Source organism: Janibacter sp. A1S7, from assembly GCF_037198315.1.
Classification (GTDB): domain Bacteria; phylum Actinomycetota; class Actinomycetes; order Actinomycetales; family Dermatophilaceae; genus Janibacter; species Janibacter alittae.
In genome coordinates this window covers 3,239,973-3,264,066 of record NZ_CP144913.1, presented here as the reverse complement: position 1 = coordinate 3,264,066, position 24,094 = coordinate 3,239,973, and the positions used below count along the sequence as shown (strand labels likewise).

The following is a 24,094-nucleotide window of genomic DNA, read 5'->3' as shown; positions in this document are numbered from 1 at the left end:
CGTGAGTTCGTCCGGCGCAGCGGGCCCGACGGCAACGGTCCGGCTGACCGTCGGTCAGGCCGTCGTGCGCTTCCTCGCCCAGCAGTACAGCGAGCGGGACGGCCGCCGCCAGCGGCTCTTCGCCGGCACCTTCGGCATCTTCGGCCACGGCAACGTCGCCGGGATCGGGCAGGCGCTGCTCCAGCAGGAGCTCGACGGCACGGGAAGCGGGCTCCCGGCCATGCCGTACGTGCTCGCCCGCAACGAGCAGGCGATGGTGCACACCTGCGTCGCCTACGCGAAGCAGTGCGACCGGCTGCAGACGTGGGCGTGCACCGCATCAGTCGGGCCGGGCAGCACCAACATGCTCACCGGCGCTGCACTGGCGACGATCAACCGGCTGCCGGTGCTGCTGCTGCCCAGCTCGACCTTCGCCACCCGTGCCGCCGGTCCGCTGCTGCAGGAGCTCGAGGCCCCGCACGGCGGCGACCTCACCGTCAACGACGCCTTCCGCCCGCTCTCCCGGTTCTACGACGAGGTGCGCCGGCCCGAGCAGCTGCCAAGCATCCTGCTCGCGGCGATGCGGGTGCTCACCGACCCGGCCGAGACGGGGGCGGCGACCATCTCCCTTCCGCAGGACGTGCAGGCCGAGGCCCACGACTGGCCGCTCGAGCTCCTCGCCGAGCGCACCCACCACATCGCCCGACCGCCGGCCGAGCCCGTCCGGATCGAGGCCGCAGCGCAGGTCATCCGTTCGGCGCGACGCCCGATGGTCGTCGCCGGCGGCGGTGTCCACTACTCCGGCGCGGAGGACGCGCTCGCGGACTTCTGCGCCGCGACCGGCATCCCCGTCGGCGAGACCCAGGCCGGCAAGGGGTCGCTCCTGCACGGCAACCCCCGTCTCCTCGGCGCGGTCGGCTCCACCGGCACCACAGCGGCCAACACGGTTGCGGCGCGTGCGGATGTCGTCATCGGCGTCGGCACCCGATACCAGGACTTCACCACCGCCTCCCGAACGGCCTTCGCCGCCGAGGGCGTGCGCTTCGTCAATCTCAACATCGGCTCCTTCGACGCGGTGAAGCACGCCGGCCTGACGGTGCTCGGGGACGCCCGCGAGAGCCTCACCGCGCTGACCGCCGCCCTGGCGGGCTGGTCGGTGCCCGAGGACTACCGGGACGAGCAGGTGCGGGTGTGGGCGCAGTGGGACGCGCAGGTCGAGGCGAGCCACCTCCCTTCGCCCGAGATCACCGACGAGCTCGCCGACGGACTGCTCACCCAGGGGGAGGTCCTGGGCCTGGTCAACGAGCTGAGCGACCCGCGCGACGTCGTCCTCTGCGCCGCCGGCTCGATGCCCGGTGACCTGCACAAGACGTGGCGGGTGCGTGACCGTCGGGCGTACCACGTCGAGTACGGCTACTCGTGCATGGGCTACGAGATCCCCGCCTCCATCGGGGTGCGTTGGGCCGACCCGACCCGAGACGTCTTCGCGATGGTCGGCGACGGCGGGTACCTGATGATGCCGACCGAGCTGGTCACCGCCGTGCAGGAGCGCACCAAGGTCATCGTCGTCCTGGTGCAGAACCACGGCTTCCACTCGATCGGTGCGCTGTCGCAGTCGCTCGGCTCGCAGCGCTTCGGCACGGCCTACCGGTCCCGCGACGGGACGACCGGCCGGCTGGACGGTGAGCGGCTGCCCGTGGACCTGGCGGCCAACGCCCGGTCGCTGGGCTGTCGGGTCATCGAGGTCCACGATCGCGAGAGCCTCGCGGACGCCATCCGGGAGGCGAAGGGGGCGCCCGCCGACGGCGGACCCGTCGTCATCCACGTGGAGACCGATCCGCACGTATCCGCACCGGACTCCACCTCGTGGTGGGACGTCCCGGTCAGTCAGGTCAGCGAGCTGGCGAGCACCCAGGAGGCACATGCCCAGTACACCCGGCACAAGGCACACCAACGCACGTATCTGGCCCCCGTCGACCAGCACCTGAAGGAACCCGGGTCCCCCCGGACATGAACCCCCGTCCACCGCACAGGAGCGGTGGCCCGAACGAAGAGGCAGAACCCATGTCACGTTTCACTCGCGCCAGCGTCGTCGCGACGTCGGCCGCCGCAGCACTCGTCCTCGCCGCCTGCTCCTCCTCCGGCGGCAAGGAGACCACCGACGACGACGGAGGCGGATCCGCAGGAGGCGCCGACACCGAGCAGATGACCGTCGCCTTCATCACCCACGCCGCGCCCGGCGACACCTTCTGGGACCAGGTCCGCTCCGGTGCCGAGGACGCGGCGAAGAAGGACAACGTCAACCTGCAGTACACCGCCGATCCGGAGGGGTCGAACCAGGCCAGGCTCGTGCAGCAGGCCGTCGACAAGGGCGTCGACGGCATCGCCGTCACGCTGGCCAAGCCGGACGCGATGAAGGGCAACGTCGAGAAGGCCGTGAACGCCGAGATCCCCGTCGTCGCGCTCAATGCCGGCATGGACGACTGGAAGGAGATGGGTGCCCTCTCCTTCTTCGGCCAGGACGACGAACTCGCCGGAGAGGCGGCGGGTGAGCGGCTGAAGGAGGAGAAGGCAGGAAAGACGCTCTGCGTGATCCAGGAGCAGGGACACATCGGACTCGAGGCGCGCTGCGCCGGCGTCGCGAAGACCTTCGACAAGTCGGAGAAGATCTACGTCAAGGGCACCGACACGGCGAATGTCCAGTCGACGATCACCGCGAAGCTGCAGCAGGACGACAGCATCACCAACGTGCTGACCCTGGGTGCCCCCTTCGCGATGATCGCGTTGAAGTCCGTCGACGAGTCCGGCAGCGACGCGCAGGTCGCGACCTTCGACCTCAACGACCAGGCGCTGCAGGCGATCAAGGACGGCGACATCATCTGGGCCGTCGACCAGCAGCCCTACGTCCAGGGCTATCTGGCCGTCGACTCGCTGTGGCTGAAGGTGAACAAGGGCATGGAGGTCGGCGGCGGTCAGCCGGTCCTGACCGGCCCCGCCTTCGTGGACGAGAGCAATGTCGACCTGTTGCTGGAGAAGTGATCCGCGGTGACTGCGCAGTCCACACAGCCCGCCGATGACCGGGTGGTGGCCAGGGGGAGCCTGAACCTCCTCTTCGCACGCCCGGAGGTCGGCGCGCTCATCGGAGCGATCGTCGTGGCGATCCTCTTCATCGCCGTGGCGCCGAGCTTCCGCAGCGTGGGAAACGTCGGCACGATCCTCTATGCGGCCGCCGCGATCGGCGTCATGGCGGTCGGGGTCTCCCTGCTCATGGTGGGCGGCGAGTTCGACCTGTCCACCGGGGTGGCGGCCACGGCATCCGGCATCACCGCCGCGCTGACGGCGTGGAACTTCGGGCTGAACGTGTGGGTCGGTGTGGTGGCCGCCCTGGTCTTCTCGCTGCTCGTCGGCGCCTTCAACGGATGGTTGCTGATGCGTACCGGGTTGCCGAGCTTCCTGGTCACCCTCGGTACCTTCTTCATCCTCCAGGGAGCCAACCTCGCCGTCACCCGGCTCGTCGGTGGGACGGTCTCGACACCGCAGATCTCGGACATGGCGGGCTTCACCTCCGCGAAGAACGTCTTCGCGTGGCAGGCCCAGATCGGTCCGGTGAGCATCAAGGCGCTCGTCGCGTACTGGGTGCTGCTGGTGGTCGTCGGGTCGCTGGTGCTCACCAGGACCCGGGTGGGCAACTGGATCTTCGCCGTCGGCGGGGACGCGGCGGCCGCCCGTGCCGTCGGGGTTCCCGTCAAGGCGGTGAAGATCGGGCTCTTCGTCTTCGTCGGGTTCTGCGCCTGGGTGCTGGGCATGCACCTGCTCTTCTCCTACAACGTCATGCAGTCGGCGGAGGGCGTCGGCAACGAGTTCATCTACATCATCGCCGCGGTCGTCGGGGGCTGCCTGCTCACCGGTGGTTTCGGCTCGGTCATCGGCGCCGCGCTCGGGGCGCTGATCTTCGGGATGACCCAGATGGGCATCAACTACGCCGGCTGGAACGTCGACTGGTTCTACACCTTCCTCGGCGTGATGCTCCTGCTGGCGACCCTGGTCAACATGTACGTGAAGAAGAAGGCGGATGGCTGATGACCACTGCACCCGGAACCACCGATCGGCCGGAGACGACGGCGCCACTGGTCACCCTGGAGGACGTCGGCAAGTCCTACGGCAACGTCCACGCCCTGCGCGGGGTCAACCTCGAGGTCCATGCGGGTGAGGTGACCTGCGTCCTGGGCGACAACGGTGCCGGCAAGTCCACGTTGATCAAGATCATCGCCGGGCTGCACGAGCACACCACCGGCACGTTCACCGTCAACGGGATCAAACGGAACCTGGCGTCGCCCCGTGCGGCGCAGGCCCTCGGCATCGCGACGGTGTACCAGGACCTGGCCCTGGCCCCGTTGATGTCGGTGTGGCGCAACTTCTTCATGGGCAACGAGCTCCGCAAGGGTCTCTTCCTCGACGCGGCGAGGATGCGGCAGATCGCCGAGGAGGAGCTGTCCAAGATGGGCATCTTCATCGGCGACCTCGACCGTCCGGTGGCAGGCCTGTCGGGCGGTCAGAAGCAGTGCATCGCCATCGCCCGGGCGATCTACTTCGGCGCCCAGGTGATCATCCTCGACGAGCCGACCGCTGCCCTGGGCGTCAAGCAGTCCGGGGTCGTCCTGAAGTACATCGCCAAGGCGCGCGACGCCGGCCTGGGCGTCGTCTTCATCACCCACAACCCGCACCACGCGTACCTCGTGGGCAACCGCTTCATCGTCCTCAAGCTCGGCAGGCTCACGCTCGACACCCACCGTGACGAGCTCTCCCTCGACCAGCTGACGGCCGAGATGGCCGGCGGGCAGGAGCTGGCCGAGCTGCAGCACGAGCTCGGCGGTGCCGGGTCGGGAACGACCACCGACCCGGACGATCGGCAGGCCGAGCCGACCGGCCCCGACACACCGGGCGTCCACGACGACGGGACGAAGGGAGAGGCGTGACCCTCCCTTCGTCCGCCACACCGGCCACCGGCCCGCTACGGGTCGGTGTGGTCGGGGTCGGGGTCATGGGCGCCGACCACGCTCGGCGGGTGGCCACCCGGATCGCCAATGCGACCCTCGTGGCCATCGCCGATCCGGACACGGGCCGGGCGCAGGGGCTCGCCGACGCGCTCGGCGGTGGCGTTCGGGTGGTCGCCGACCCGATGGAACTCATCGCCGACGACGGCGTCGACGCGGTCCTGCTCGCCTCGCCGGGGTCGGTCCATCCCGAGCAGCTGCTGGCGTGCATCGAGCGCGGCACGCCGGTGCTGTGCGAGAAGCCGCTGACGATGGACAGCGACTCCTCGTTGCAGGTCATCGCGGCCGAGCGGGCTGCGGGACGTCCGCTGGTGCAGGTCGGTTTCATGCGGCGCTTCGACCCGGAGTACGCGCGGCTGAAGCAGCTGCTCGACTCACGCCGATGGGGTCGCACGCTGCTGCTGCACCAGACCCACCGCAACCTGAGCGTGCCGAACCCGCACTTCCGCTCGGAGATGATCGTGCGCGACAGCCTCGTCCACGAGGTCGACTGCGCGCGGTGGCTCCTCGGTGAGGAGATCGCCTCGGTGCAGGTGATCTCCCCGACGCCGACGAGCCATGCGCTCGAGGGCGTGGTCGATCCGCAGGTCTCGATCTTCCGGATGGCCTCCGGGGCGGTCGTGACCAACGAGGTCTTCGTCAACAGTCGCACCGGCTACGAGGTGCGGTGCGAGGCGGTCGCCGAGACGGGCAGCGCGATCATCGGCCGACCCGCCTCGGGGATCTACACCACCCACGTCGACCCGGACGGTGGCGAAGGGAGCTGGGGTGGCGGTATCGACCCCGACTACCGCACGCGCTTCGAGCGGGCGTACGACATCGAGGTGCAGGCCTGGGTCGACGCCACCCGGCGCGGTGGGCTCGTCGGGCCGACGAGCTGGGACGGGTACGCCTCGACCGTCGTGTGCACCGCCGGGATGGAGTCCCTGGCCACCGGCCGCCCCGTCGAGGTCACCCTCGCCCCCTCCACCGAATCCGCCCGGGCAGATTAGGCCGGACACGCATTCGCCCACGCAGACGCGGCCGAACCACCATGTTGGCCGGCCCGTCCGCAGGTGCAATTGATAGTATGTATTTACAAAGTATCGTCCAAGGAGCAGAACATGAGCACCCCCACCCGCATCACCCACCTCGTCGGGCACGCCTCCTGGCAGGGGCGGGCCGAGCGCACCAGCGAGGTCTTCAACCCGGCGACGGGTGAGGTGACCGGCGCGCTCGACCTGGCCAGTGCACAGCTCGTCGACGAGGTCGTGGCGCACGCGACGTCCGCTGCACAGGAGTGGGGCAGCGTGTCGCTGGCGAAGCGGGTGCGCATCCTCTTCGCCTTCCGCCAGCTGCTCGAGGAGCGCAAGGGCGAGATCGCGAAGGTCATCACCGCCGAGCACGGCAAGACCTACGAGGACGCGGTCGCCGAGATCTCCCGGGGCCAGGAGGTCGTCGAGTTCGCCTGCGGCATCCCCCACCTGCTCAAGGGCGGGTTCTCCGAGAACGTCTCCACCGCCATCGACGCGTACTCGATCCTGCAGCCGCTCGGGGTCGTCGGGATCATCTCACCCTTCAACTTCCCTGCCATGGTGCCGCTGTGGTTCGTCCCGCTCGCCGTCGCCACGGGCAACGCGGTGATCATCAAGCCGAGCGAGAAGGACCCGAGCGCGGTCAACCTCATCGCCGACCTGTGGCGTGAGGCGGGCCTGCCGGACGGCGTGATGAACGTCGTGCACGGCGACAAGGAGGCCGTCGACGCGTTGCTGGACCACCCCGAGGTCAAGGCGATCTCGTTCGTGGGGTCGACGCCGATCGCGCGCCACGTCTACGAGCGCGGCGTCGCCAGTGGCAAGCGCGTCCAGGCGCTCGGTGGCGCGAAGAACCACATGCTCGTCCTGCCCGACGCGGACCTGGACCTCGCGGCCGATGCCGCGGTCTCGGCCGGGTACGGGGCGGCGGGGGAGCGGTGCATGGCGATCTCCGTCGTGCTCGCGACGGACTCCATCGCCGATGAGCTCGTGGCCAAGATCGCCGAGCGGACCAGGACCCTGCGTACCGGTGACGGCATGGGCGAGTCGGACATGGGCCCGCTCGTGACGGGTGCGCACCTGGACAAGGTGACCGGTTACGTCGCGGCGGGCGTCGCCGCCGGTGCAGAGCTGGTCATCGACGGTCGGGAGGGTGCCGCCGACCTCGGTCCCGGGTTCTTCCTGCAGCCGACGCTCTTCGACCGGGTCACCCCGGACATGTCGATCTACACCGACGAGATCTTCGGCCCGGTGCTGTGCATCGTGCGGGTCCCCTCCTACGACGAGGGGCTGCAGATCATCAACGACAACCCCTACGGCAACGGGACGACGATCTTCACCAACGACGGCGGCGCGGCGCGACGCTTCCAGCACGAGGTCGAGGTCGGCATGGTGGGCATCAACGTGCCGATCCCCACCCCGATGTCGTACTACTCCTTCGGTGGGTGGAAGAACTCGCTCTTCGGCGACACCCACGCCCACGGCATCGAGGGCGTGCACTTCTTCACCCGGACCAAGGCGGTCACCCAGCGCTGGCTCGATCCGAGCCACGGTGGGCTGAACCTCGGGTTCCCACAGAACGACTGACCGCCCGTGCCCCCTTCGCAACTGCTTGGGCTCGTGCGAAGGGGGCAGCCGTGTGGCCTCCGACCTGTCGCAGCTGCTTGGGCTCGTGCGACGAAGGGAGGGGTCGGGCTCAGGAGGCGATCTGCTCGTGGACGAAGGCGAGCACGTCGTCGAGGACCTCCTCGCGATTGGTCTCGTTGAAGATCTCGTGTCGGGCTCCGGGATAGGCCTTCGCGGGCGCACCCTCGGGCGCGATCTGCTCCCAGCCGGCGCGACTCGGGCCGATCGGCACGAGCTGGTCGTCCGCGCCGTGCAGCCAGATCGTGGGGACGGTCAGCCGACCGCCCTCGGTGATCGCGTCGAGCGCGCTCCGCAGGGCGTGCAGCGTCGGACGCTTGAAGTCGCCGTGCCACACGAGCTCGTCCACCTGGTAGTCCGAGCCGACGGTCTCGTCCCGACTGAGGGTCGTGGGGTCGATGGGGGTCGGGGGGATCTCGTCGAGGTCAGCCAGGGCGGTCGGCTCCCACGACCCGAGCACCGGCCCGGAGAGCACGGTCGCGGCCAGGCAGTCGGCGTGACGCTGGGTGTAGCGGGCGGCGATCATCCCACCCATGGAGTGCCCGATGAGCACGAGCGGCAGGCCGGGGTTCTCCTCGTGGGCGCGCTGCACGAGCAGGTGCAGGTCGTCGACGACCGGCTCGAAGTCCTCGATGAGCACCCGCTCGCCGGCGCTGCGCCCGTGGCCGACGTGGTCGTGCGCGTAGACGACGGCACCGTCGGAGGTGAGCCGGTCGGCCACCCACTGGTAGCGGCCGATGTGCTCGCCGTAGCCGTGCGCGATCACCGCCACCCAGGTCGGGTCAGCGGGCGGACTCCACCGCGATCCGATGAGCAGCCCGGCGTGGCCGGTGGTGTCGATGTCCTCGGGCGGGATGGTGCTCACGGGATCCTCCTGGGTGACGTCGGCGTCAGGGACCAGTTTGTCAGTACCCGGGTGGCGAAGGGAGTGCCTGCCCCGATGGTGGACCTCACGTCGAGCAGGAGGGAGCCGACGTGCACGGGTCAGGAGCGCAGCAGCGACTTGAGCGGGGTGTCGGCATCGGCGAGGAGCCCGGGATCGACGACCGTCCCGCTGGTGATGAGCCGCTCACTCATCCGCACGTCCTTGGCGACCCGGGGGCCACCGGCGCCGGCGGCGCAGACGACGCGGCCCGCCTCGTCGAGGCCGAGGTGCACGGTGCTGCCGTCCGGGTGGGGGCGTCGCACCCACGACCTCGCCGCGGCTGCCGCCCCGGCGACCTGCAGCGACAGGTCGTACTGGTCGGACCAGAACCACGGGACCGCGGTGTGCCGCACGTCCTCGCCCCGGATCGCTGCCGCCGCGGTGACCGCCTGGTCGTGCGCCATCCGCCAGGACTCGAGCCGCGCCCGCCGGCCGAGCACGTCGACCGGGCCGGCGCAGCAGTCGCCGATCGCCCACACGTGCTCGTCACTCGTGCGCATCTGCCCGTCGACGAGGATCCCGTCGTCCACGGGGAGCCCGGCTGCCTTCGCCAGCGCGGTCTCGGGGACGGAGCCGACCGCGGCCACGACCGCGTCCGCGGTGACCTCGGTGCCGTCGGACAGGCGGGCGAGCCACCCCCCTTCGTCCTGCTCCAGGCTCTCCACGGTCGTCCCCAGGTGGAGCGAGACACCCTCGGCGCGGTGCCGTTCCGCGAGCACCTCGGCAACCGGCTCCGGCACGGCCCGCTCGAGCGCGCGCGGGCGCATCTCGACGACCGTCACGGCCATACCCCGCGACCGGGCGCTCGCCGCGACCTCGAGACCGATGAGACCTGCGCCGATGACGAGCAGTGAGCCACGCCTGTGCAGGACCGACCGCAGCTGCAGCGCCTCGTCCCACGTGCGCAGCGTGTGCACGCCCACGGCGAGTCCGGGCAGGCGGCGGGACCGGGCGCCGGTGGCGATGACGAGCCGGTCGTAGGCGATCTCCTCGCCGTCGGCCAGCCGCACCGTCCGGTCGGTGCGGTCGATCGACCGGACGGTGACCCCGGTCCGCACGGTCAGTCCCGGCCACTCGAGCCGGCCCTCCCGGTAGGGCTCGACCGGCGAGGGCTCGTCGTCGACGAGGACGTTCTTGGACAACGGTGGCCGCTCGTAGACCGGGCGGTCCTCCTCCCCGAGGAGGGTGATCGGTCCGGGCCAACCACCGGCGTGCAGCTCGTGTGCCAGCCGGGCGCCGGCCTCGCCGGCGCCGACGACGACGACGTGGCAGGCCTCAGGGCAGGTCGGCATACCTGCTCCACTCATCGACTCCGGTCGCGTCCGTGGCGGCGCCGACGACCGCCGGCCGGGCGAGCGCCGGGCCCGCGGTGGTGTCGAGGCGGCCGCTGCGCTTCGGGTGCTCGATCAGCCCGTCCATGCCCAGATCGTCGCAGAGCAACGTGCGCGCGTGCGGGCCGGGCCCCTTCCCGGGACGGGTGCTGGCTCCACGGCGTCAGCGTGCCGCTACCGCATCACCGTGGCGCGGATCTCCTCGACCGACACCGGGCGACGCTCGTGCGCGGACAGCGTCGCCGCCTCGGCGGTCCACGCCGTGCCCATCGCGTCGGCGACCGTGCACGGGTTGTCGATCCCCCCGGTGGCCACCTGCGTGAAGGCGGCGAGCTCGAGCCGGAAGGCCTGTGCCAACCGGTCCATGAAGAACTCGTGCGCCGGACCGCTCGGCCAGGTGATCCCCGGTTGGGTCGCGCGCAGGGGCAGACCCTCGTCGAGTCCGGCAGCGACAGCGTCGCGCACCCCGTGCACCTCGAGGCGCACGTCGTATCCGCGGCCGTTGGTGCGGGTGTTGGACACGACGCCGATCGTCCCGTCCGAGAGGGTCAGCAGCACGGACGCGCTCGAGTGGTCGCCGTGGGCGACGTACATCGCCTCGGGTGCATCGGGGTCGACCGCGCCCACGGCGTGGACCTCGACGACCTCCTGGCCGGTCACCCAGCGCACCGCGTCGAAGTCGTGGACCGAGCAGTCCCGGAAGATCCCACCGCTCACCGCGAGGTAGGCCGCGGGCGGGGGCGCCGGGTCGAGCGTCGTCGACCGGACGGTGGTGATGCGGCCCAGCTCCCCGGAGCGCACCGCGTCGCGGGCGGCGACGAAGGCCGGATCCAAGCGGCGTGGGTAGCCGATCTGCACGGGGACGTCGCTGCCGGCGACGGCCTGCTCCACGGCGAGCGACTCCGCGATGGTCCCGGCGACCGGCTTCTCGCAGAAGGTGGGGACCCCCTTCGCCACCGCGGCGCGGATCAGCTCGGCGTGCGTGTTGGTCGCCGCGGCGACGACGACGCCGTCGACCCCGCCGGCGAGCAGCGCCTCGGGTGAGTCGACCGCCCGGGTCGAGGGCAGTCGGCCGGTGACCGCCTCGACCGCCGCGGCCACCGGGTCGGTGACGACGAGCTCGTCGACCGCGTCCAGGGCGGCGAGGGTGTCGGCGTGGAAGGAGCCGATCCGGCCCAGTCCGATCAGTCCGATGCGCATGTCAGTCCTGCCCTCCGATGACCTGCTGGTCCCAGTCGACGACGGAGCCGGTGACCACCCCCGAGCGCTCCGAGAGCAGGAAGACGACCGCGTCGGCGATCTCGTCGACCTGGCCGAGCTTGCCCATCGGCAGCCTCGCGTTGGCCTGCTCGACCCAGTCGTCGCCGGCTCCGTGGAAGCGCCGCTGCGTGGCGTCCTCGCCTTCGGTCTGCGTCCACCCGATGTTGAGGGCATTGATCCGGATCCGGTCGAAGCGGTGCGCGTGGGCGACGTTCTTCGTCAGGCCCGCGAGCCCGGCCTTGGCAGCGACGTAGGGCGCGAGGTACGGCTGGCCGCCCCGCGCGCTGATGCTCGAGATGTTGACGATCGTGCCCGGCGCCCCACGACCGGTCATGTCCGCGATCGCGGCCTGCATGGTGAAGAAGGGCCCGCGCAGGTTCGTCGCGACGTGCGCGTCGAAGAGCTCCGGCGTGGTGTCCAGGATCGAGCCACGGTCGGTCAGCCCGGCGCAGTTGACGAGGCAGTCGACCCGCCCGTGCCGCTCGATCGTCGTGGCGACGACCCCCTTCGCGGCGGTCGGGTCGGACACGTCGCCGGTGACGCTCGTGACGCGCTCGCCGAGCTCGTCGACGAGCGCCTGCCCGGGCTCGGGGCGTCGACCGGTGACGACGACGTGCGCCCCCTCGCGGGCGGCGGCGCGGGCGACGCCGGCGCCGACACCGGAGGTGCCGCCGACGACGAGGACGACCTTGTCGGTGAGGAGCTGCTGCATCGGGGTCCTGTCTGTTCGGGACGAAGGGGGTGGGTCAGCTGCTGCGGCGGGCCGCGGCGTGGCGGTCGAGACGATCGGCAAGCTCCTGCGGCGAGGCGCCCTCGGCGAGCGCCTCTCGGACGATGTCCGCCTGGGTCGGCGGCGACATCCCGTCGACCGGCTGGTCGCGGTCGAGGTTGGTCGGGAAGGCATACCCCTCCGCGCTCGCGGCGACCGCGTGCCCGACGTCGTCGCCGGCAGCGATGCGGGCCAGCAGCGTCGGGTAGATCGCGGTGACGACGCGCTCCCGGTCGACCGCCTCCATGGCACGGCCGAAGGCCGAGGAGATCTGCAGCAGGTTCGCCATCCGGCGCACCCCGGTCGTCGTGTTCGACCCGGCCGCGTGGAAGAGGGCGGGGTTGAAGAAGACCGCGTCCCCCTTCGCCAGCGGCAGCTGCACGTGGTGCTGGGTGAAGTACTCCTGGAACTCCTCGAGCCAGTAGGCCAGGTAGCCGTGCGAGTACTTCTGCGAGTGCGGGAGGTAGAGGGTCGGGCCGGTCTCGACCGGCATGTCGCAGTGGGCGACCGCCCCCTGGAGGGTGAGCACGGGAGAGAGGTCGTGCACGTGCCGCGGGAAGCGCTCGCCGGCCTGCGGCGAGGTGAAACCCAGGTGGTAGTCGCGGTGGACGGTCTGGCCGACGCCGCCGGGGTTGACCACGTTGACCTGACTGGTGACCTGGTAGCCGGGGCCGAGCCAGGCGCGGGCGGCCAGGGCGAGGAGGTCGTTGGCGTAGTAGTCGACGAAGTCCCCCGGGTGGGTGACGGCGAGCTTCTCCAGGGCGTTCCAGATCCGGTCGTTGGCGCCGGCCGCCGCGAAGTGGTCACCGACCTCACCACCGGCCGCCTTCTCCGTGGCGATGATCTCCTCGAGATCCGCGGAGACCCGGTCGACGACCTCGTGCTCCAGCGCGCCGGTGATGACGAAGATGCCTGCGCCGGTCGCCAGGACCTCGGCGAGCTCGGCCTCGATCCCGGTCGCGCCGGACTCGGTGCCGAGCGTCTCGCGGAGGGTGGCCGCGGTGTAGACGGGCACCTGCTGCTCGACGTGGTCGGCGTGCGGCGGGGTCACGTCGGGCTGGTGCGCGAGGAGCTCGCGCAGGTCCGCGACACGGCAGTCGTCCCGGCGTAGCCGTCCGGAGAAGGGGGCAGACATCGTCGTCATGCCTCCAGCCTGTCCCATCGCGTGACCGGCGTGCGGTCGGGAAGACCTCAAAAACGCCTCAGCGGTGCTGGTCGCGCGTCGGGAGGGACGGAACAGGACGCGGCCACCATCCGTTGTCGCCACGCCCCGCTGTCCTCGACCCAGGAGATGCATGCCCGACCACGAGATCCCCGATGCCGCCATCGCGCAGGAGCAGGAGGCGCTCGACGCCGCCCTGGCCCGCCGGGACGAGGTGATCGGTCAGCTGGCCGTGCGGTTGGACGGGCCCGTCGAGGACGGATCGGTCGCCGCCACGGCGAAACGGTCCATCCGCACCCGGCTGACCGACCTCGAGCGTGCGGACTCGGGTCTGGTCTTCGGACGGCTCGACGCCATCGACGGCGAGGTCCGGCGGATCGGACGGGTCGGGGTGCCCGGTCAGGACGAGCTCGACGACCCGCTCGTGCTGGACTGGCGAGCGGCGGCCGCCCGACCGTTCTACACCGCGACCGCCGTGGAGCCGCAGGGGCAGGCTCGCCGCCCTCGACGAGCGTCGGACCGGTCGGATGGGGACCGCCGTGGCCACGCTCCAGCGCGAGCAGGACGAGATCGTGCGGGCGCCCTCCCGTGGTGCGCTCGTCGTCCAGGGCGGGCCCGGCACCGGCAAGACCGTCGTCGCCCTGCACCGGGTGGCCTACCTGCTCTTCGCGTATCCGGAGCTCGCCCGCGCGGGGGTGCTCGTGCTCGGGCCCTCGCAGCGATTCCTCGACTACATCGGGTCCGTCCTGCCGGCACTGGGGGAGACCGCGGTGGTCTCGGCGACCTGCGAGACGCTCCTGCCCGAGGTGCGCCCCGGGAGGACGGAGTCCCGTCGGGTGGCCGAGGTCAAGGGCCGGGCGCTGTGGCAGCGGGTGCTGACCGACCTCGTTCACTCGCTGCGACCGACCCCCGGGGACCTGACCATCCGGTGGGAGGGCGAGGAGTACGTCGTCCCGGAGGCGACGATCGCGCGTCTCGTCCGCAGCGCCTGCGCCGGGCGCAGCCACCACGCAGCCCGCCGGATCGTCCACGCCCAGCTCGTCGACGTCGTCACCGAGCTCGTCGCGCACCGGTCGGGTGAGCTGCTCGCCGCGGCCGAGGAGGGCCTGGAGGACATCCTGACGGCGGTCGACGCGAACCTCGCCCGCAACGACGACCGGGGCGTGACCACCGGTGCGTCGGGCGCGGCGGTCGATGGTGAGCTCAGCGAGCAGGAGGTCGAGGCGCTGCGCTCGCGGATCGGGGTGGATGCCCCCTTCGCCTCCGTGGTGCAGCAGTGGTGGCCGGACCGGGACCCGGGTGGGGAGCTGACCGCCCTGCTGGCGGACGAGGAGCGACTGGCCGCGCTGGCCCCCGAGCTCGACGCCGCCGACCGCCGTCTGCTCGCCGATGAACCGGCGGGATGGGCGCCCAGCGACATCCCGCTCCTCGACGCCCTGACCGATCTCCTCGGCGACGAGGAGCAACCGGGCCGGCAGGCGGACGTCACCGCGGCACGCGCCCGGGAGCGTCGCGACTGGGTCTACGGGCACGTCGTCGTCGACGAGGCGCAGGAGCTCTCCCCGATGGAGTGGCAGATGGTGGCCCGCCGCTCACCTGGGTACTCGATCACCGCCGTCGGGGACATCGACCAGACCGAGGCGCCGCACGCGCACACGACGTGGGAGGACGCCGTCGGTGAGGTGCTGGGGGAGCGCTGGCGGCAGTCGCGACTGACGATCTGCTACCGCACTCCTCGCGAGGTGATGGCACTGACCCGGGAGGTCCTCGCCGCCGCCGGGAGCGAGAACGACCCGCCGCGAGCGGTGCGATCCAGCGGGATGGACCCGTGGGTGCGGGAGGTCGACGAAGGGGGCCTGCCCGCCGCCACCGCGACCGCGGCCGAGGAGCTGGCAGCGCGGTGGACCGGCGGCACGGTCGGGGTGGTGGCCCCGGCCGCCCGGGTGTCGGCGCTGCGCGAGGCACTCGCCGCAGAGGTCCCCGTCGTCAGCCCCGCCGGCGCCAAGGGCCTGGAGTGGGATGCGGTCCTCGTCGTCGACCCCGACGGCATCATCGCCGAGCCGCGTGGTCACAACGGGCTGTACGTGGCCCTGACCCGCTGCACGCAGGAGCTGGGACGGGTGGTCGTGGCCGAGTCCCGGGGCTGAGGATGGTGCTGATCGCGCAGGCGCGGCGCTCCGGGTCGAAGCCGTGGGGCGCGCGGTGAGGGCCTACCCGGTGCGTTCTCAGTCCTGCACGAGTTCCGCGAAGACGACGATGTTGTCCTGGTGTCGCCGGGCGTTCTCGTCGTAGGTGCCCCCGCAGGTGATGACCCGTAGCTCCGGGCCCTGTGTGGCGCCGTAGACGTCGACCTGCGGGAAGTCGGCCTTGGGGTACTCCTTCACCTGGGTGACCTCGAAGGTCGCGGTGCTGCCGTCGGCGCGGTCGACCTCGATCCGGTCGCCCTGGCGGGTGTCGCCCAGCTCGAAGAAGACCGAGGGGTTGTGACTGCTGCCGGTGACGTGGCCCTCGAGCACTGCCGGGCCGACCTCACCGGGTGTGGGTGAGCCGTCGTACCAGGCGACGTCGTCGTACCGGTCCCCCGAGGGGACCTCCAGTCCGCCCTGGGCGTTGAGGCCGAGCGGGTGGACCGGTGACTCGACGTCGATGGAGGGGATGTGCACCGCGGTGGGTTCGGCGGCGTCCATCGGCGCGGTCGTGGGCGAAGGGGAGGGCTTGGCGGACGTCGTCGAGGACGAGCCTGCGGCCGTGCTCCCCGACGCCTGCGTCGTGCTGGTGGTGGCCGGGGGCGACGGCGGGGACCCGACCTGCTGGGACGCTGCCCAGGCGATCGTGCCCCCACCGGCCAGGAGCAGCCCGGCGCTCACCACAGCCACCCATCCGGGGGTGCGGTGAGCGCCGTGCCGTCCTGTCTTCATCGACCTCAGCGGTTGGTGCGCAGACGGTTGGCAGCGAAGCCGGCGCCACCGAGGGCCAGGGCGAGGGCGCCGAGCGCGACGGCGCCCGGGTACTCCATGCCGGCCGTGCTCGTGCCACCGGTCTCGACGCCACCCTCGGGCATGGCCATCTGGGCCTGCTCGAGCTCACCGCAGGCGGCCGGGGCGGTCGCCTCCAGCGGCAGGCTGTCGTCCAGCGAGGACTTCGCGTCCCCGTCGTACTCGCCGGAGCCGTCCGGGTCGATCCCGTGGACGACGACGACGCCGTCACCGTTGGCGATCTGCTGCGCGAGCGCGTCGTCGACGGTGATCGTGCGCTCGTAGTTGTTGCTCGCACCGGCCGGGAAGTTCTCCACGTCCAGGGCAGCGCCGGCGTCGGTCTTGCCGGGCTCCTCGGTCAGCGAGACCTTGACGCCACCGTAGGCGGGAGCACCCTCTGCGGTGGAGAGGATGCCGTCCTCGCCGGCCATGTCGCCGGTCGGGCAGACGCCCTGCCCGCCGATGTGGATGTGCTGCGCGTGCGGGGAACCCTCGAGCAGGCCCTGGGTGTCGACCTTGATGTGGACCTGGTTGCCGTCGACCATGGCCCACGCGGTGCCGGAGGCGCCCGAGTCGTTGAGCTGGGTCAGGGTGGCGGTCAGCTCGTGACCGTCCTGGCCCTGGGCGCTGGCGCCAGCGGCCATCGGCAGCCCGACGATCGCGGCGAGTGCGGTTGCGGTGGCAATGCGTCGTGTCGTTCGCTGGGAGTCCTCACTGTTGTCGGCGACGAGGTGTCGCCGTGGTCAACGTAGGGGGCGGCAGCCGCCGGCCGGGAAGATTGGACAAACTTTGAACAAATCGTGATCGTCCTGTGTCCTCGATCACGGCCTCGTCGGTCTGACCCCACTGGCCAGTCCGCATCAGCATCCGGTCCGTGGGCCCCCTTCGCGCATCGGGCTTGACCCTCACGCGACGTGAGGCAGGAGGGTCTTCCCATGACCGAGATCGCGATGCCGGCGCACACTGGATCCGTGCAGGCGCTCACGGTGGGACAGGTGGCCGAGACCTTCGGCGTGACGGTGCGCACGTTGCACCACTACGACGAGGTCGGGCTGCTGCCGCCCTCCGAGCGCACCCGTGCGGGCTACCGGCTGTACACGTCGCAGGACCTGCAGCGCCTGGGCACGATCGTCGTCTACCGCCGGCTCGGGTTCGCGCTGGAGGAGATCGGCGAGCTGCTCGAGGCGGACGGGGCCGAGGTGGTCGACCACCTGCGGCGGCAGCGCGACCTGGTCAGGGACCGGCTGGCACGGATGACCGAGCTGGTCGACGCGATCGAGCACGCCCTGGAGGCAGAGATGACAGACCGGCCCGCGACGACCGAGGACCTCAAGGCCCTCTTCGGCGACGGATACAACGAGGAGTACCAGGCGCAGGCGCAGCAACGGTGGGGCGACACCGACAAGTGGCGGCAGTCGCAACAGCGGACAGAGGGCATGACCAGGGCCCAGTGGGCGCGGGTCAAGGCCGAGACGGAGACCTTCGAGTCCGACCTGGGGGCAGCGGTCCGTGCCGGCGAGCCCGTCGATGGTGACGCGGCGGCCACCCTCGCCGAACGACACCGCGCGAGCATCGAGCGGTTCTACGACTGCGACCACGAGTTCCAGGTGTGCCTGGCGCAGATGTACCTGTCCGACCCGCGCTTCACCCAGCACTACGAGGACATCGAGCCCGGCGCGGCGCAGTGGCTGCACGACGCGATCGTGGCCAACGCCGAGCGGCACGCCGGCTGAGGCCCGGCGGGGTCACACCGGCCTCCCGATGATCGGGTAACCCGAGAATCCCCCGCTCCGCAGGAGTTCCGAACTCGTGCGGAGCGGGAGATTCTCCAGCAGAGCCGGCGTCCCTCAGTGCCGCCGAGCCGCCGAGGCGAAGCCCAGCCACGGGTGCCGATTGTTCGCCCAGCACCAGCCGACCTTGGGGGCGTTCCTGCGTTCACGTCCGTCCCGCCCGGTGCCGTTGCTGATCCAGATCGCCGGGGTCCGCGGGTCCAGTCCACCCTTCGCCCGGGGTTTGCGCGAGCCGATCGTCATGAAGCACCGCCCGCGCTCGAGGCGCCCGGGCTCCTGCAGCAGCCAGCTGACGCCCTCACTCACGGTCAGCGGGACACGGCCGCGGCCGCGGATCGCCGGGAGCGCCTCGGTCGGCGTCCAGTTGCTCATCTCGTCGCCGCGCTCGACGCCGGTGATCCACCACAGGTGGGTCTGCGGAGTCTCGTCGCCGTCGATGGGGACGAAGTCGGCGAGGTCGCTCAGGTCCTCGACCACGAATCCCGGCTTGTCGGTGTGACGCAGCAGCGACGCCAGGGTTGCCGTCGGCACGAGCGATGGTGCGACGACCGGCACGGCGTGTGGGCTCGGCGCGGGTGGGGCGAGGTCGACGAAGGCATCGGCGGTGAGCCCGGCGAGGGCGGGGACACCGAGGTCGAGCAAGCGGGCGACGGAGGCGGGAGGATCTGCTGGCACACCGTGCCCAACGCCCGAGGCGAAAAAAATCCTCCCCCCGTCCAATCCGGATCGATCCACCGCCCCGAAGCCCCTCTGCAACCAAGGCGGCACCTCGTCGCCGACAACAGGAGGACTGTCATGCGAACGACACGACGTATTGCCACCGCAACCGCACTCGCCGCGCTCGTCGGGCTGCCGATGGCCGCTGGCGCCAGCGCCCAGGGCCAGGACGGTCACGAAGCGACCGCCAACCTGACCCAGCTCAACGACTCGGGCGCCTCGGGTACCGCGTGGGCGACCGTCGACGGCAACAAGGTCGACATCAAGCTCGAGACCAAGGGCCTGACGGCCGACGCGCCGCACGCCCAGCACATCCACATCGGCGGTCAGAACGTCTGCCCGACCAACGACCAGGAGGGCACCGGTCCCGACGGCGCTCTGACGACCATGGACGCGGCCGGCCAGTACGGCGCGGTTGCCGTCTCGCTGACCAAGGACCCGGGCAAGACCGACGCGTCGGCCGCCCTGGACGTGCCCAACTTCCCGACCGGGGACAGCTACACGTACTCGCGCTCGATCACGGTCTCCGACGAGATCGCCGAGCAGATCGCCAACGGTGACGGCGTCGTCGTCGCCCACGGTGTGGACCTCGATGGTTCCGGCGAGTACGACGGGGACGCCAAGTCCTCGCTCGACGACAGCCTGCCCCTGGAGGCGACCGCCCCGGCCGCCTGCGGCACGCTCGACGTGGCGCAGATGGCCATGCCCGAGGGTGGCGTCGAGACCGGTGGCACGAGCACCACCGGCATCGAGTACCCGGCCGCTATCGCCCTCGGCACGCTTGCCCTGGGTCTCGGCGGAGCGGGCCTGTTCGCTGCTCGCAAGCGCACGAACGCCTGATCGTCTGATGCAGACGAAGCAGCCCGGCTCCGGTCGGCGACGCGCAGGGCTCGTCGCCGGGGGAGTCGGGCTGCTCCTCGCCGGTGGGGGCACGATCGCCTGGGCAGCGTCCCAGCAGGTCGGGCCCCCGCCGGCCCCTCCGGCGGCAACCAGCACGACGAAGGGGGAGACCCCCTCCGCCAGCCCGAGCACCTCGGGCGGTGGGTCCGGTGCGACGGCGAGCGAATCATCCTCATCGACAGCCTCACCCACGCCCTCGGTCGCCGAGGCGTTGCCGGCCGCGAAGCCGGTGGCCGTGCGGCTGCCGTCCATCGATGTGAAATCACCGGTCCACCCGCTCGGCCTCAACGCCCAGGGCGGACTGGAGGTCCCCTCGGGGGACCGGTACGACGACGTCGCCTGGTACGACGGCTCACCCACACCCGGTGAGGTCGGCCCGGCAGTGCTCGAGGGCCACGTCACCGGCAGCAGTCACAACCCCTCGGTCTTCTTCGAGCTGGGCGACACCCGCCAGGGCGACCGGATCGAGGTCGACCGCGCCGACGGCAGCACCGCGACCTTCGAGGTCACCCAGGTGAAGGAGTACCCCAAGGCCGACTTCCCGCAGGTCGACGTCTACGGCGCCACACAGGGCCCGGAGCTACGGGTCATCACCTGCGGGGGCACCTACGACGAGAACGCCCGGCGACACCAGGACAACATCGTCGTCTTCGCGGAACTCGTGCAGGACTGAGCCGGCACCGAGCCGCCCTCGGGTGGAGGTGGACGCGCGGTGATCACCCCGCGCGTCCACCTCCGCGCCGGTCAGCCGATCGCAGCCCGGACTGCGGCGACCACGCGCTCGTCGTCCGGGGTCACCTGCGGGCTGAAGCGCGCGAGCGGCGCGCCGTCGCCGTCGATGACGAACTTCTCGAAGTTCCACCGGATGTCCCCGCTCTCGCCGCTCTCGTCCTCGGTGTCGACGAGCGCCTCGTAGAGAGGGTGGCGGTCGGCGCCGTTGACCGCGATCTTCTCGCTCATCGGGAAGCTCACGCCGTACGTCGCGGAGCAGAACTCGGCGATCTCCTCGGAGGTGCCGGGCTCCTGACCGCCGAACTGGTTGCACGGCAGGCCGACCACCGCGAAGCCCTGCGGCGAGTACTCCTCGTGCAGCGCCTCCAAGGCGGTGTACTGCGGGGTCAGGCCGCACTTCGAGGCGACGTTGACCAGCAGGGCGGGCCCGCCACCGGTGAGGTCGCGCAGCGTGCCGGGTGTGCCGTCGAGGCGGGCGATGGATGTGCTCTGGATGCTCATGCACCGACCCTAGCGATCGATCCGGGAGCCGACGGATCCCCATGACGAAGGGGGAGGTCGGCACCGTGGTCAGTGGGCACGGAAACCCCGCAGCCGCAGGCTGTTGCTGACGACGAAGACCGAGGAGAAGGCCATCGCCGCGCCGGCGATCATCGGGTTGAGCATCCCGGCCATCGCGAGCGGGATCGCGGCGACGTTGTAGGCGAAGGCCCAGAAGAGGTTGCCCTTGATCGTGCCCAGAGTGCGCCGCGCGAGGCGGATCGCGTCCACGGCGACGCGCAGATCACCGCGCACCAGGGTCAGGTCGCTGGCCTCGATGGCGACGTCGGTCCCGGTCCCCATGGCCAGTCCGAGGTCGGCGGTGGCCAGGGCGGCAGCGTCGTTGACGCCGTCACCGACCATGGCGACGACCTTGCCCTGGCTCTGCAGGCGCTCCACGACGGCGACCTTGTCGGCGGGCATGACGTCGGCGAAGACCTCCTCCGCGGCGATACCGACCTCGGCGGCGACGGCACGCGCGACGACCTCGTTGTCACCGGTGAGCAGGATCGGTCGCAGCCCCAGGCCGCGCAGCTCGCTGATCGCCTGCGGCGATGTCTCCTTGATGGCGTCGGCGACGACCACGATGCCGCGTGCCTGACCGTCCCAGCCGACGGCGACGGCAGTGCCGCCGTCCTGCTGGGCGCGGACCATCGCCTCCTGCAGGTGCGCGTCCAGCGGCATCGACCAGTCGGCGAGCAGCGAGGGGCGACCGACGACCATCGTCGTGCTCGCACCTCCCTCGGGGATGAGGCCCTGGACGCCGAGACCCTCGACATTGGCGAAGCCATCGACCTGCGGCAGGTCCCCGACCCGCGCCCGGGCCCCGGTGACGATGGCGCGGGCGATGGGATGCTCCGACGCGGCCTCGAGCGCACCCGCACGGCGCAGCACCTCCGCCTCGTCCTCGCCTTCGGCGGCGACGACCTCGCGCAACGTCATCCGGCCGGTGGTGACCGTGCCGGTCTTGTCCAGCACGATCGTGTCGACGGTGCGAGTGGACTCCAGGACCTCCGGGCCCTTGATGAGGATCCCCAGCTGGGCGCCGCGGCCCGTGCCGACCATGAGCGCGGTCGGCGTGGCCAGACCCAGGGCGCAGGGGCAGGCGATGATCAGCACGGCGACCGCCGCGGTGAAGGCCATCGACAGGCCGGCACCGATCGCGATCCAGAAGGTCAACGTCGCGAGCGTGAGGACGAGCACGATCGGCACGAAGATCCCCGAGATCCGGTCGGCGAGGCGCTGGACCCGGGCCTTGCCGGTCTGCGCGTCCTCGACCATGCGCGCCATCTGCGCCAACTGCGTGTCGCTCCCGACGCGAGTGGCTCGCACGACCAGGCGTCCGCCGGCATTGACCGTCGCGCCGACGACCTCGTTCGTCGGTCCCACTTCGACCGGCACCGATTCGCCGGTGAGCATCGAGGTGTCGACGGCGGAGGTGCCGTCCTCGATGACCCCGTCGGTGGCGACCTTCTCGCCCGGCCGCACCACGAAACGCATCCCGACGGCGAGCCGGTCGACGGGGATGGTCCGCTCGGTGGTCCCGTCAGCATCGAGGACGGTGACCTCCTTGGCGCCCATCTCGAGCAGCGCACGCAGGGCGGCGCCCGACCGGCGCTTGGCCCGCTGCTCGAAGTAGCGCCCGGCGAGGATGAAGGTCGTCACCCCGGCTGCGGCCTCGAGGTAGATGTTGCCGGAACCGTCGCCGCGCTCGACCGTCAGCTCGAAGGCGTGGGTCATGCCGGGCATGCCCGCGGTGCCGAAGAACAACGCGTACACCGACCACGAGAGCGCGGCGAGCGTACCCATCGACACGAGCGTGTCCATGGTCGTCGCGCCGTGCCGCAGGTTGGTCCAGGCGGCCTTGTGGAAGGGATAGGCGCCCCAGACGACCACCGGCGCGGCCAGGGTCAGTGACAGCCACTGCCAGTGGGTGAACTGCAGCGCCGGGACCATCGCCATCGCGATGACCGGGATCGACAGCACCGCCGAGATGATCAGCCGCTGGCGCAGCTGGTCCGTCTCGTCGAAGACCGCCGGGTCATCCCCCTTCGTCTCCTCCTGCGTGCGAGGCAGACTCGCGCCGTAGCCGGCCTGCTCGACCGTGGCGACGAGGGTGTCCGGGGCGATGTCGGGGAGGTAGGTGACCTTCGCCTTCTCGGTCGCGTAGTTGACGGAGGCGCTCACGCCGTCCAGCTTGTTCAGCTTGCGCTCGATGCGGTTGGCGCAGGAGGCGCAGGTCATCCCGGTGATGACCAGCTCGACCTCGTTCGCCGCGACGGGTGTGGGTGCGTCGGTTGTGGAACTCATCTGCCTACTCCTGTGCTGGTGACGGGTCCGGCCGGGGAGTCGTCGGGGTGCCCGTGACAGATCAAGCATATACCCCCCATGGGTATTCCGTCGGTCAGCCGGCGAGCACCTCCAGCGCGGCTCGGACCGCCGGGCGCCGGGCGCTGCCCAACCGCGTGCAGGCGAAGATCCGTCGGACCGGTCCGCCGTCGAGCGGCCGGAGGCGGACGTCGGGTCGGTCCTGTGGTTGGACGAGGTCGGGCAGGAGCGCGGCGGCCAGCCCGCGCTCGACCATCCGCAGGTGCACGAGCAGGTCGTTCGTCGTGTAGCGCACGTCCGGCTCGAAGCCTGCGGTCCGGCAGGTGGCGGCGGCCCAGTCCCGGGAGGTCGAGCCGATCGGCTCCATGGCGAAGGGGGCGTCCGCTAGGTCCACGAGATCGAACCGACCCCATGACCGCGGCACGGCGAGCCGGAGGCCGTCGGTGACGAGGTCGGTGCGTTCGAGCCCGCGGGGGACGGCCCGCGGGTGGGCCGGGTACTCCTCGCACAGCGCCAGGTCGAAGTCACCGGCCAGGAGTGCGGGCAGGCTCTCCTCGGGCTCCATCTCGGTGGCCTCGACGCGCAGGTCGGGGTGGTCACGGGAGAGACCGATGAGGGCATCGGGCAGCAGCGTCAGGACCGCGCTCTGGAAGGCGGCGATCCGCAGCGTGCCGCGCACCTGCCCGCTCGAGGCGCTGAGGTCGGCCTCGGCCCGCTCCAGCTCGGTGAGGATCGCCTCGGCGTGCGCAGCCAGGACCTCCCCCTCGGGGGTGAGCCGCACCCGTCGACCGAAGGGCTCGAGCAGCGCGGTACCGGCTTCCTTCTCCAGCACGCCCAGCTGCTGCGAGACCGCGGACGGACTGTAGGCGAGCGCGTCGGCGACAGCCGCGATGGTGCCGCGTCGGGACAGCTCGAGCAGCAGTCGCATCCGTCGCACGTCCAGCACTGTTCCTCGATTCATCAACGAAAGTGATG

22 protein-coding genes are annotated in these 24,094 nt (G+C 71.2%); 10 read left to right on the top strand and 12 right to left on the bottom strand.

Annotated features, from left to right (window positions below):
- Nucleotide 1: 1 nt before the first annotated feature.
- From iolD to V1351_RS15710, 6 genes are all read left to right on the top strand, one after another.
- A complete protein-coding gene (iolD, locus tag V1351_RS15735; protein ID WP_338749285.1) occupies nt 2-1,993 on the top strand; it encodes a 3D-(3,5/4)-trihydroxycyclohexane-1,2-dione acylhydrolase (decyclizing) in 1,992 nt (663 codons plus the stop codon).
- Nucleotides 1,994-2,043: 50 nt separating this feature from the next.
- Entirely contained in the window at nt 2,044-3,018 is a 975-nt protein-coding gene (locus tag V1351_RS15730; protein ID WP_338749283.1) for a sugar ABC transporter substrate-binding protein, read from the top strand.
- A 6-nt stretch (nt 3,019-3,024) separates the two neighbouring features.
- The gene (locus V1351_RS15725; RefSeq protein WP_338749281.1) at nt 3,025-4,059 is read left to right on the top strand and encodes an ABC transporter permease; all 1,035 of its coding nucleotides are present in this window, start codon (nt 3,025-3,027) and stop codon (nt 4,057-4,059) included.
- Nucleotides 4,059-4,955 carry an ATP-binding cassette domain-containing protein gene (locus V1351_RS15720; protein WP_338749279.1) on the top strand — a complete coding sequence of 299 codons (897 nt, stop codon included), beginning with the start codon at nt 4,059-4,061 and terminating at the stop codon, nt 4,953-4,955. Before V1351_RS15725 ends, V1351_RS15720 begins: the two co-directional genes overlap by 1 nt.
- Nucleotides 4,952-6,025: a Gfo/Idh/MocA family protein gene (locus tag V1351_RS15715; protein WP_338749277.1), complete on the top strand. Its 1,074-nt coding sequence runs from the start codon at nt 4,952-4,954 to the stop codon at nt 6,023-6,025. Before V1351_RS15720 ends, V1351_RS15715 begins: the two co-directional genes overlap by 4 nt.
- Before the next feature lie 111 nt (nt 6,026-6,136).
- Entirely contained in the window at nt 6,137-7,633 is a 1,497-nt protein-coding gene (locus V1351_RS15710; protein WP_338749275.1) for a CoA-acylating methylmalonate-semialdehyde dehydrogenase, read from the top strand.
- Nucleotides 7,634-7,742: 109 nt separating this feature from the next.
- On the opposite strand, the gene V1351_RS15705 is transcribed toward V1351_RS15710, so the two are convergent.
- The 6 genes from V1351_RS15705 to V1351_RS15680 all read right to left on the bottom strand — a co-directional run bounded on the left by V1351_RS15705 (nt 7,743) and on the right by V1351_RS15680 (nt 13,119).
- Complete coding sequence (locus V1351_RS15705) at nt 7,743-8,555, bottom strand: alpha/beta hydrolase (RefSeq protein ID WP_338749273.1); 813 nt, start codon at nt 8,553-8,555, stop codon at nt 7,743-7,745.
- 119 nt (nt 8,556-8,674) lie between these two features.
- The gene (locus tag V1351_RS15700; RefSeq protein ID WP_338749271.1) at nt 8,675-9,907 is read right to left on the bottom strand and encodes an NAD(P)/FAD-dependent oxidoreductase; all 1,233 of its coding nucleotides are present in this window, start codon (nt 9,905-9,907) and stop codon (nt 8,675-8,677) included.
- Nucleotides 9,891-10,034, bottom strand: coding sequence for a hypothetical protein (locus V1351_RS15695; RefSeq protein WP_338749269.1), 144 nt, complete (start codon nt 10,032-10,034; stop codon nt 9,891-9,893). Before V1351_RS15695 ends, V1351_RS15700 begins: the two co-directional genes overlap by 17 nt.
- Before the next feature lie 86 nt (nt 10,035-10,120).
- Nucleotides 10,121-11,146 carry a Gfo/Idh/MocA family protein gene (locus V1351_RS15690; RefSeq protein ID WP_338749267.1) on the bottom strand — a complete coding sequence of 342 codons (1,026 nt, stop codon included), beginning with the start codon at nt 11,144-11,146 and terminating at the stop codon, nt 10,121-10,123.
- 1 nt (nt 11,147) lies between these two features.
- The gene (locus V1351_RS15685; protein WP_338749265.1) at nt 11,148-11,918 is read right to left on the bottom strand and encodes an SDR family oxidoreductase; all 771 of its coding nucleotides are present in this window, start codon (nt 11,916-11,918) and stop codon (nt 11,148-11,150) included.
- Nucleotides 11,919-11,952: 34 nt separating this feature from the next.
- Complete coding sequence (locus V1351_RS15680; protein ID WP_338749263.1) at nt 11,953-13,119, bottom strand: phytanoyl-CoA dioxygenase family protein; 1,167 nt, start codon at nt 13,117-13,119, stop codon at nt 11,953-11,955.
- Nucleotides 13,120-13,676: 557 nt separating this feature from the next.
- On the opposite strand from V1351_RS15680, the gene V1351_RS15675 reads away from it, so the two are divergent.
- Entirely contained in the window at nt 13,677-15,284 is a 1,608-nt protein-coding gene (locus tag V1351_RS15675; protein WP_338749261.1) for a HelD family protein, read from the top strand.
- A gap of 78 nt (nt 15,285-15,362) precedes the next feature.
- On the opposite strand, the gene V1351_RS15670 is transcribed toward V1351_RS15675, so the two are convergent.
- Together V1351_RS15670 and V1351_RS15665 are read right to left on the bottom strand one after the other, a co-directional pair.
- Nucleotides 15,363-16,004: a class F sortase gene (locus V1351_RS15670; protein WP_338749259.1), complete on the bottom strand. Its 642-nt coding sequence runs from the start codon at nt 16,002-16,004 to the stop codon at nt 15,363-15,365.
- Nucleotides 16,005-16,060: 56 nt separating this feature from the next.
- Complete coding sequence (locus tag V1351_RS15665) at nt 16,061-16,756, bottom strand: CHRD domain-containing protein (RefSeq protein ID WP_338749257.1); 696 nt, start codon at nt 16,754-16,756, stop codon at nt 16,061-16,063.
- 291 nt (nt 16,757-17,047) lie between these two features.
- Here V1351_RS15665 and V1351_RS15660 point away from each other — a divergent pair, with 291 nt between their 5' ends.
- On the top strand, nt 17,048-17,845 hold the full coding sequence (locus V1351_RS15660; RefSeq protein ID WP_338749255.1) for a MerR family transcriptional regulator: 798 nt from the start codon (nt 17,048-17,050) through the stop codon (nt 17,843-17,845).
- A 114-nt stretch (nt 17,846-17,959) separates the two neighbouring features.
- On the opposite strand, the gene V1351_RS15655 is transcribed toward V1351_RS15660, so the two are convergent.
- On the bottom strand, nt 17,960-18,577 hold the full coding sequence (locus V1351_RS15655) for a DUF5701 family protein (RefSeq protein WP_338749253.1): 618 nt from the start codon (nt 18,575-18,577) through the stop codon (nt 17,960-17,962).
- Between the two features lie 120 nt (nt 18,578-18,697).
- Between V1351_RS15655 and V1351_RS15650 the strand changes: the two genes are divergently transcribed.
- Nucleotides 18,698-19,459 carry a CHRD domain-containing protein gene (locus V1351_RS15650; RefSeq protein ID WP_338749251.1) on the top strand — a complete coding sequence of 254 codons (762 nt, stop codon included), beginning with the start codon at nt 18,698-18,700 and terminating at the stop codon, nt 19,457-19,459.
- A 7-nt stretch (nt 19,460-19,466) separates the two neighbouring features.
- Entirely contained in the window at nt 19,467-20,192 is a 726-nt protein-coding gene (locus V1351_RS15645; RefSeq protein WP_338749249.1) for a class F sortase, read from the top strand.
- 71 nt (nt 20,193-20,263) lie between these two features.
- Here V1351_RS15645 and V1351_RS15640 read toward each other — a convergent pair whose 3' ends face one another.
- From V1351_RS15640 to V1351_RS15630, 3 genes are all read right to left on the bottom strand, one after another.
- Nucleotides 20,264-20,752: a glutathione peroxidase gene (locus tag V1351_RS15640; RefSeq protein WP_338749247.1), complete on the bottom strand. Its 489-nt coding sequence runs from the start codon at nt 20,750-20,752 to the stop codon at nt 20,264-20,266.
- A 69-nt stretch (nt 20,753-20,821) separates the two neighbouring features.
- The gene (locus tag V1351_RS15635) at nt 20,822-23,101 is read right to left on the bottom strand and encodes a heavy metal translocating P-type ATPase (RefSeq protein ID WP_338749245.1); all 2,280 of its coding nucleotides are present in this window, start codon (nt 23,099-23,101) and stop codon (nt 20,822-20,824) included.
- Between the two features lie 94 nt (nt 23,102-23,195).
- The gene (locus V1351_RS15630; RefSeq protein ID WP_422389034.1) at nt 23,196-24,065 is read right to left on the bottom strand and encodes a LysR family transcriptional regulator; all 870 of its coding nucleotides are present in this window, start codon (nt 24,063-24,065) and stop codon (nt 23,196-23,198) included.
- Nucleotides 24,066-24,094 lie beyond the last annotated feature (29 nt).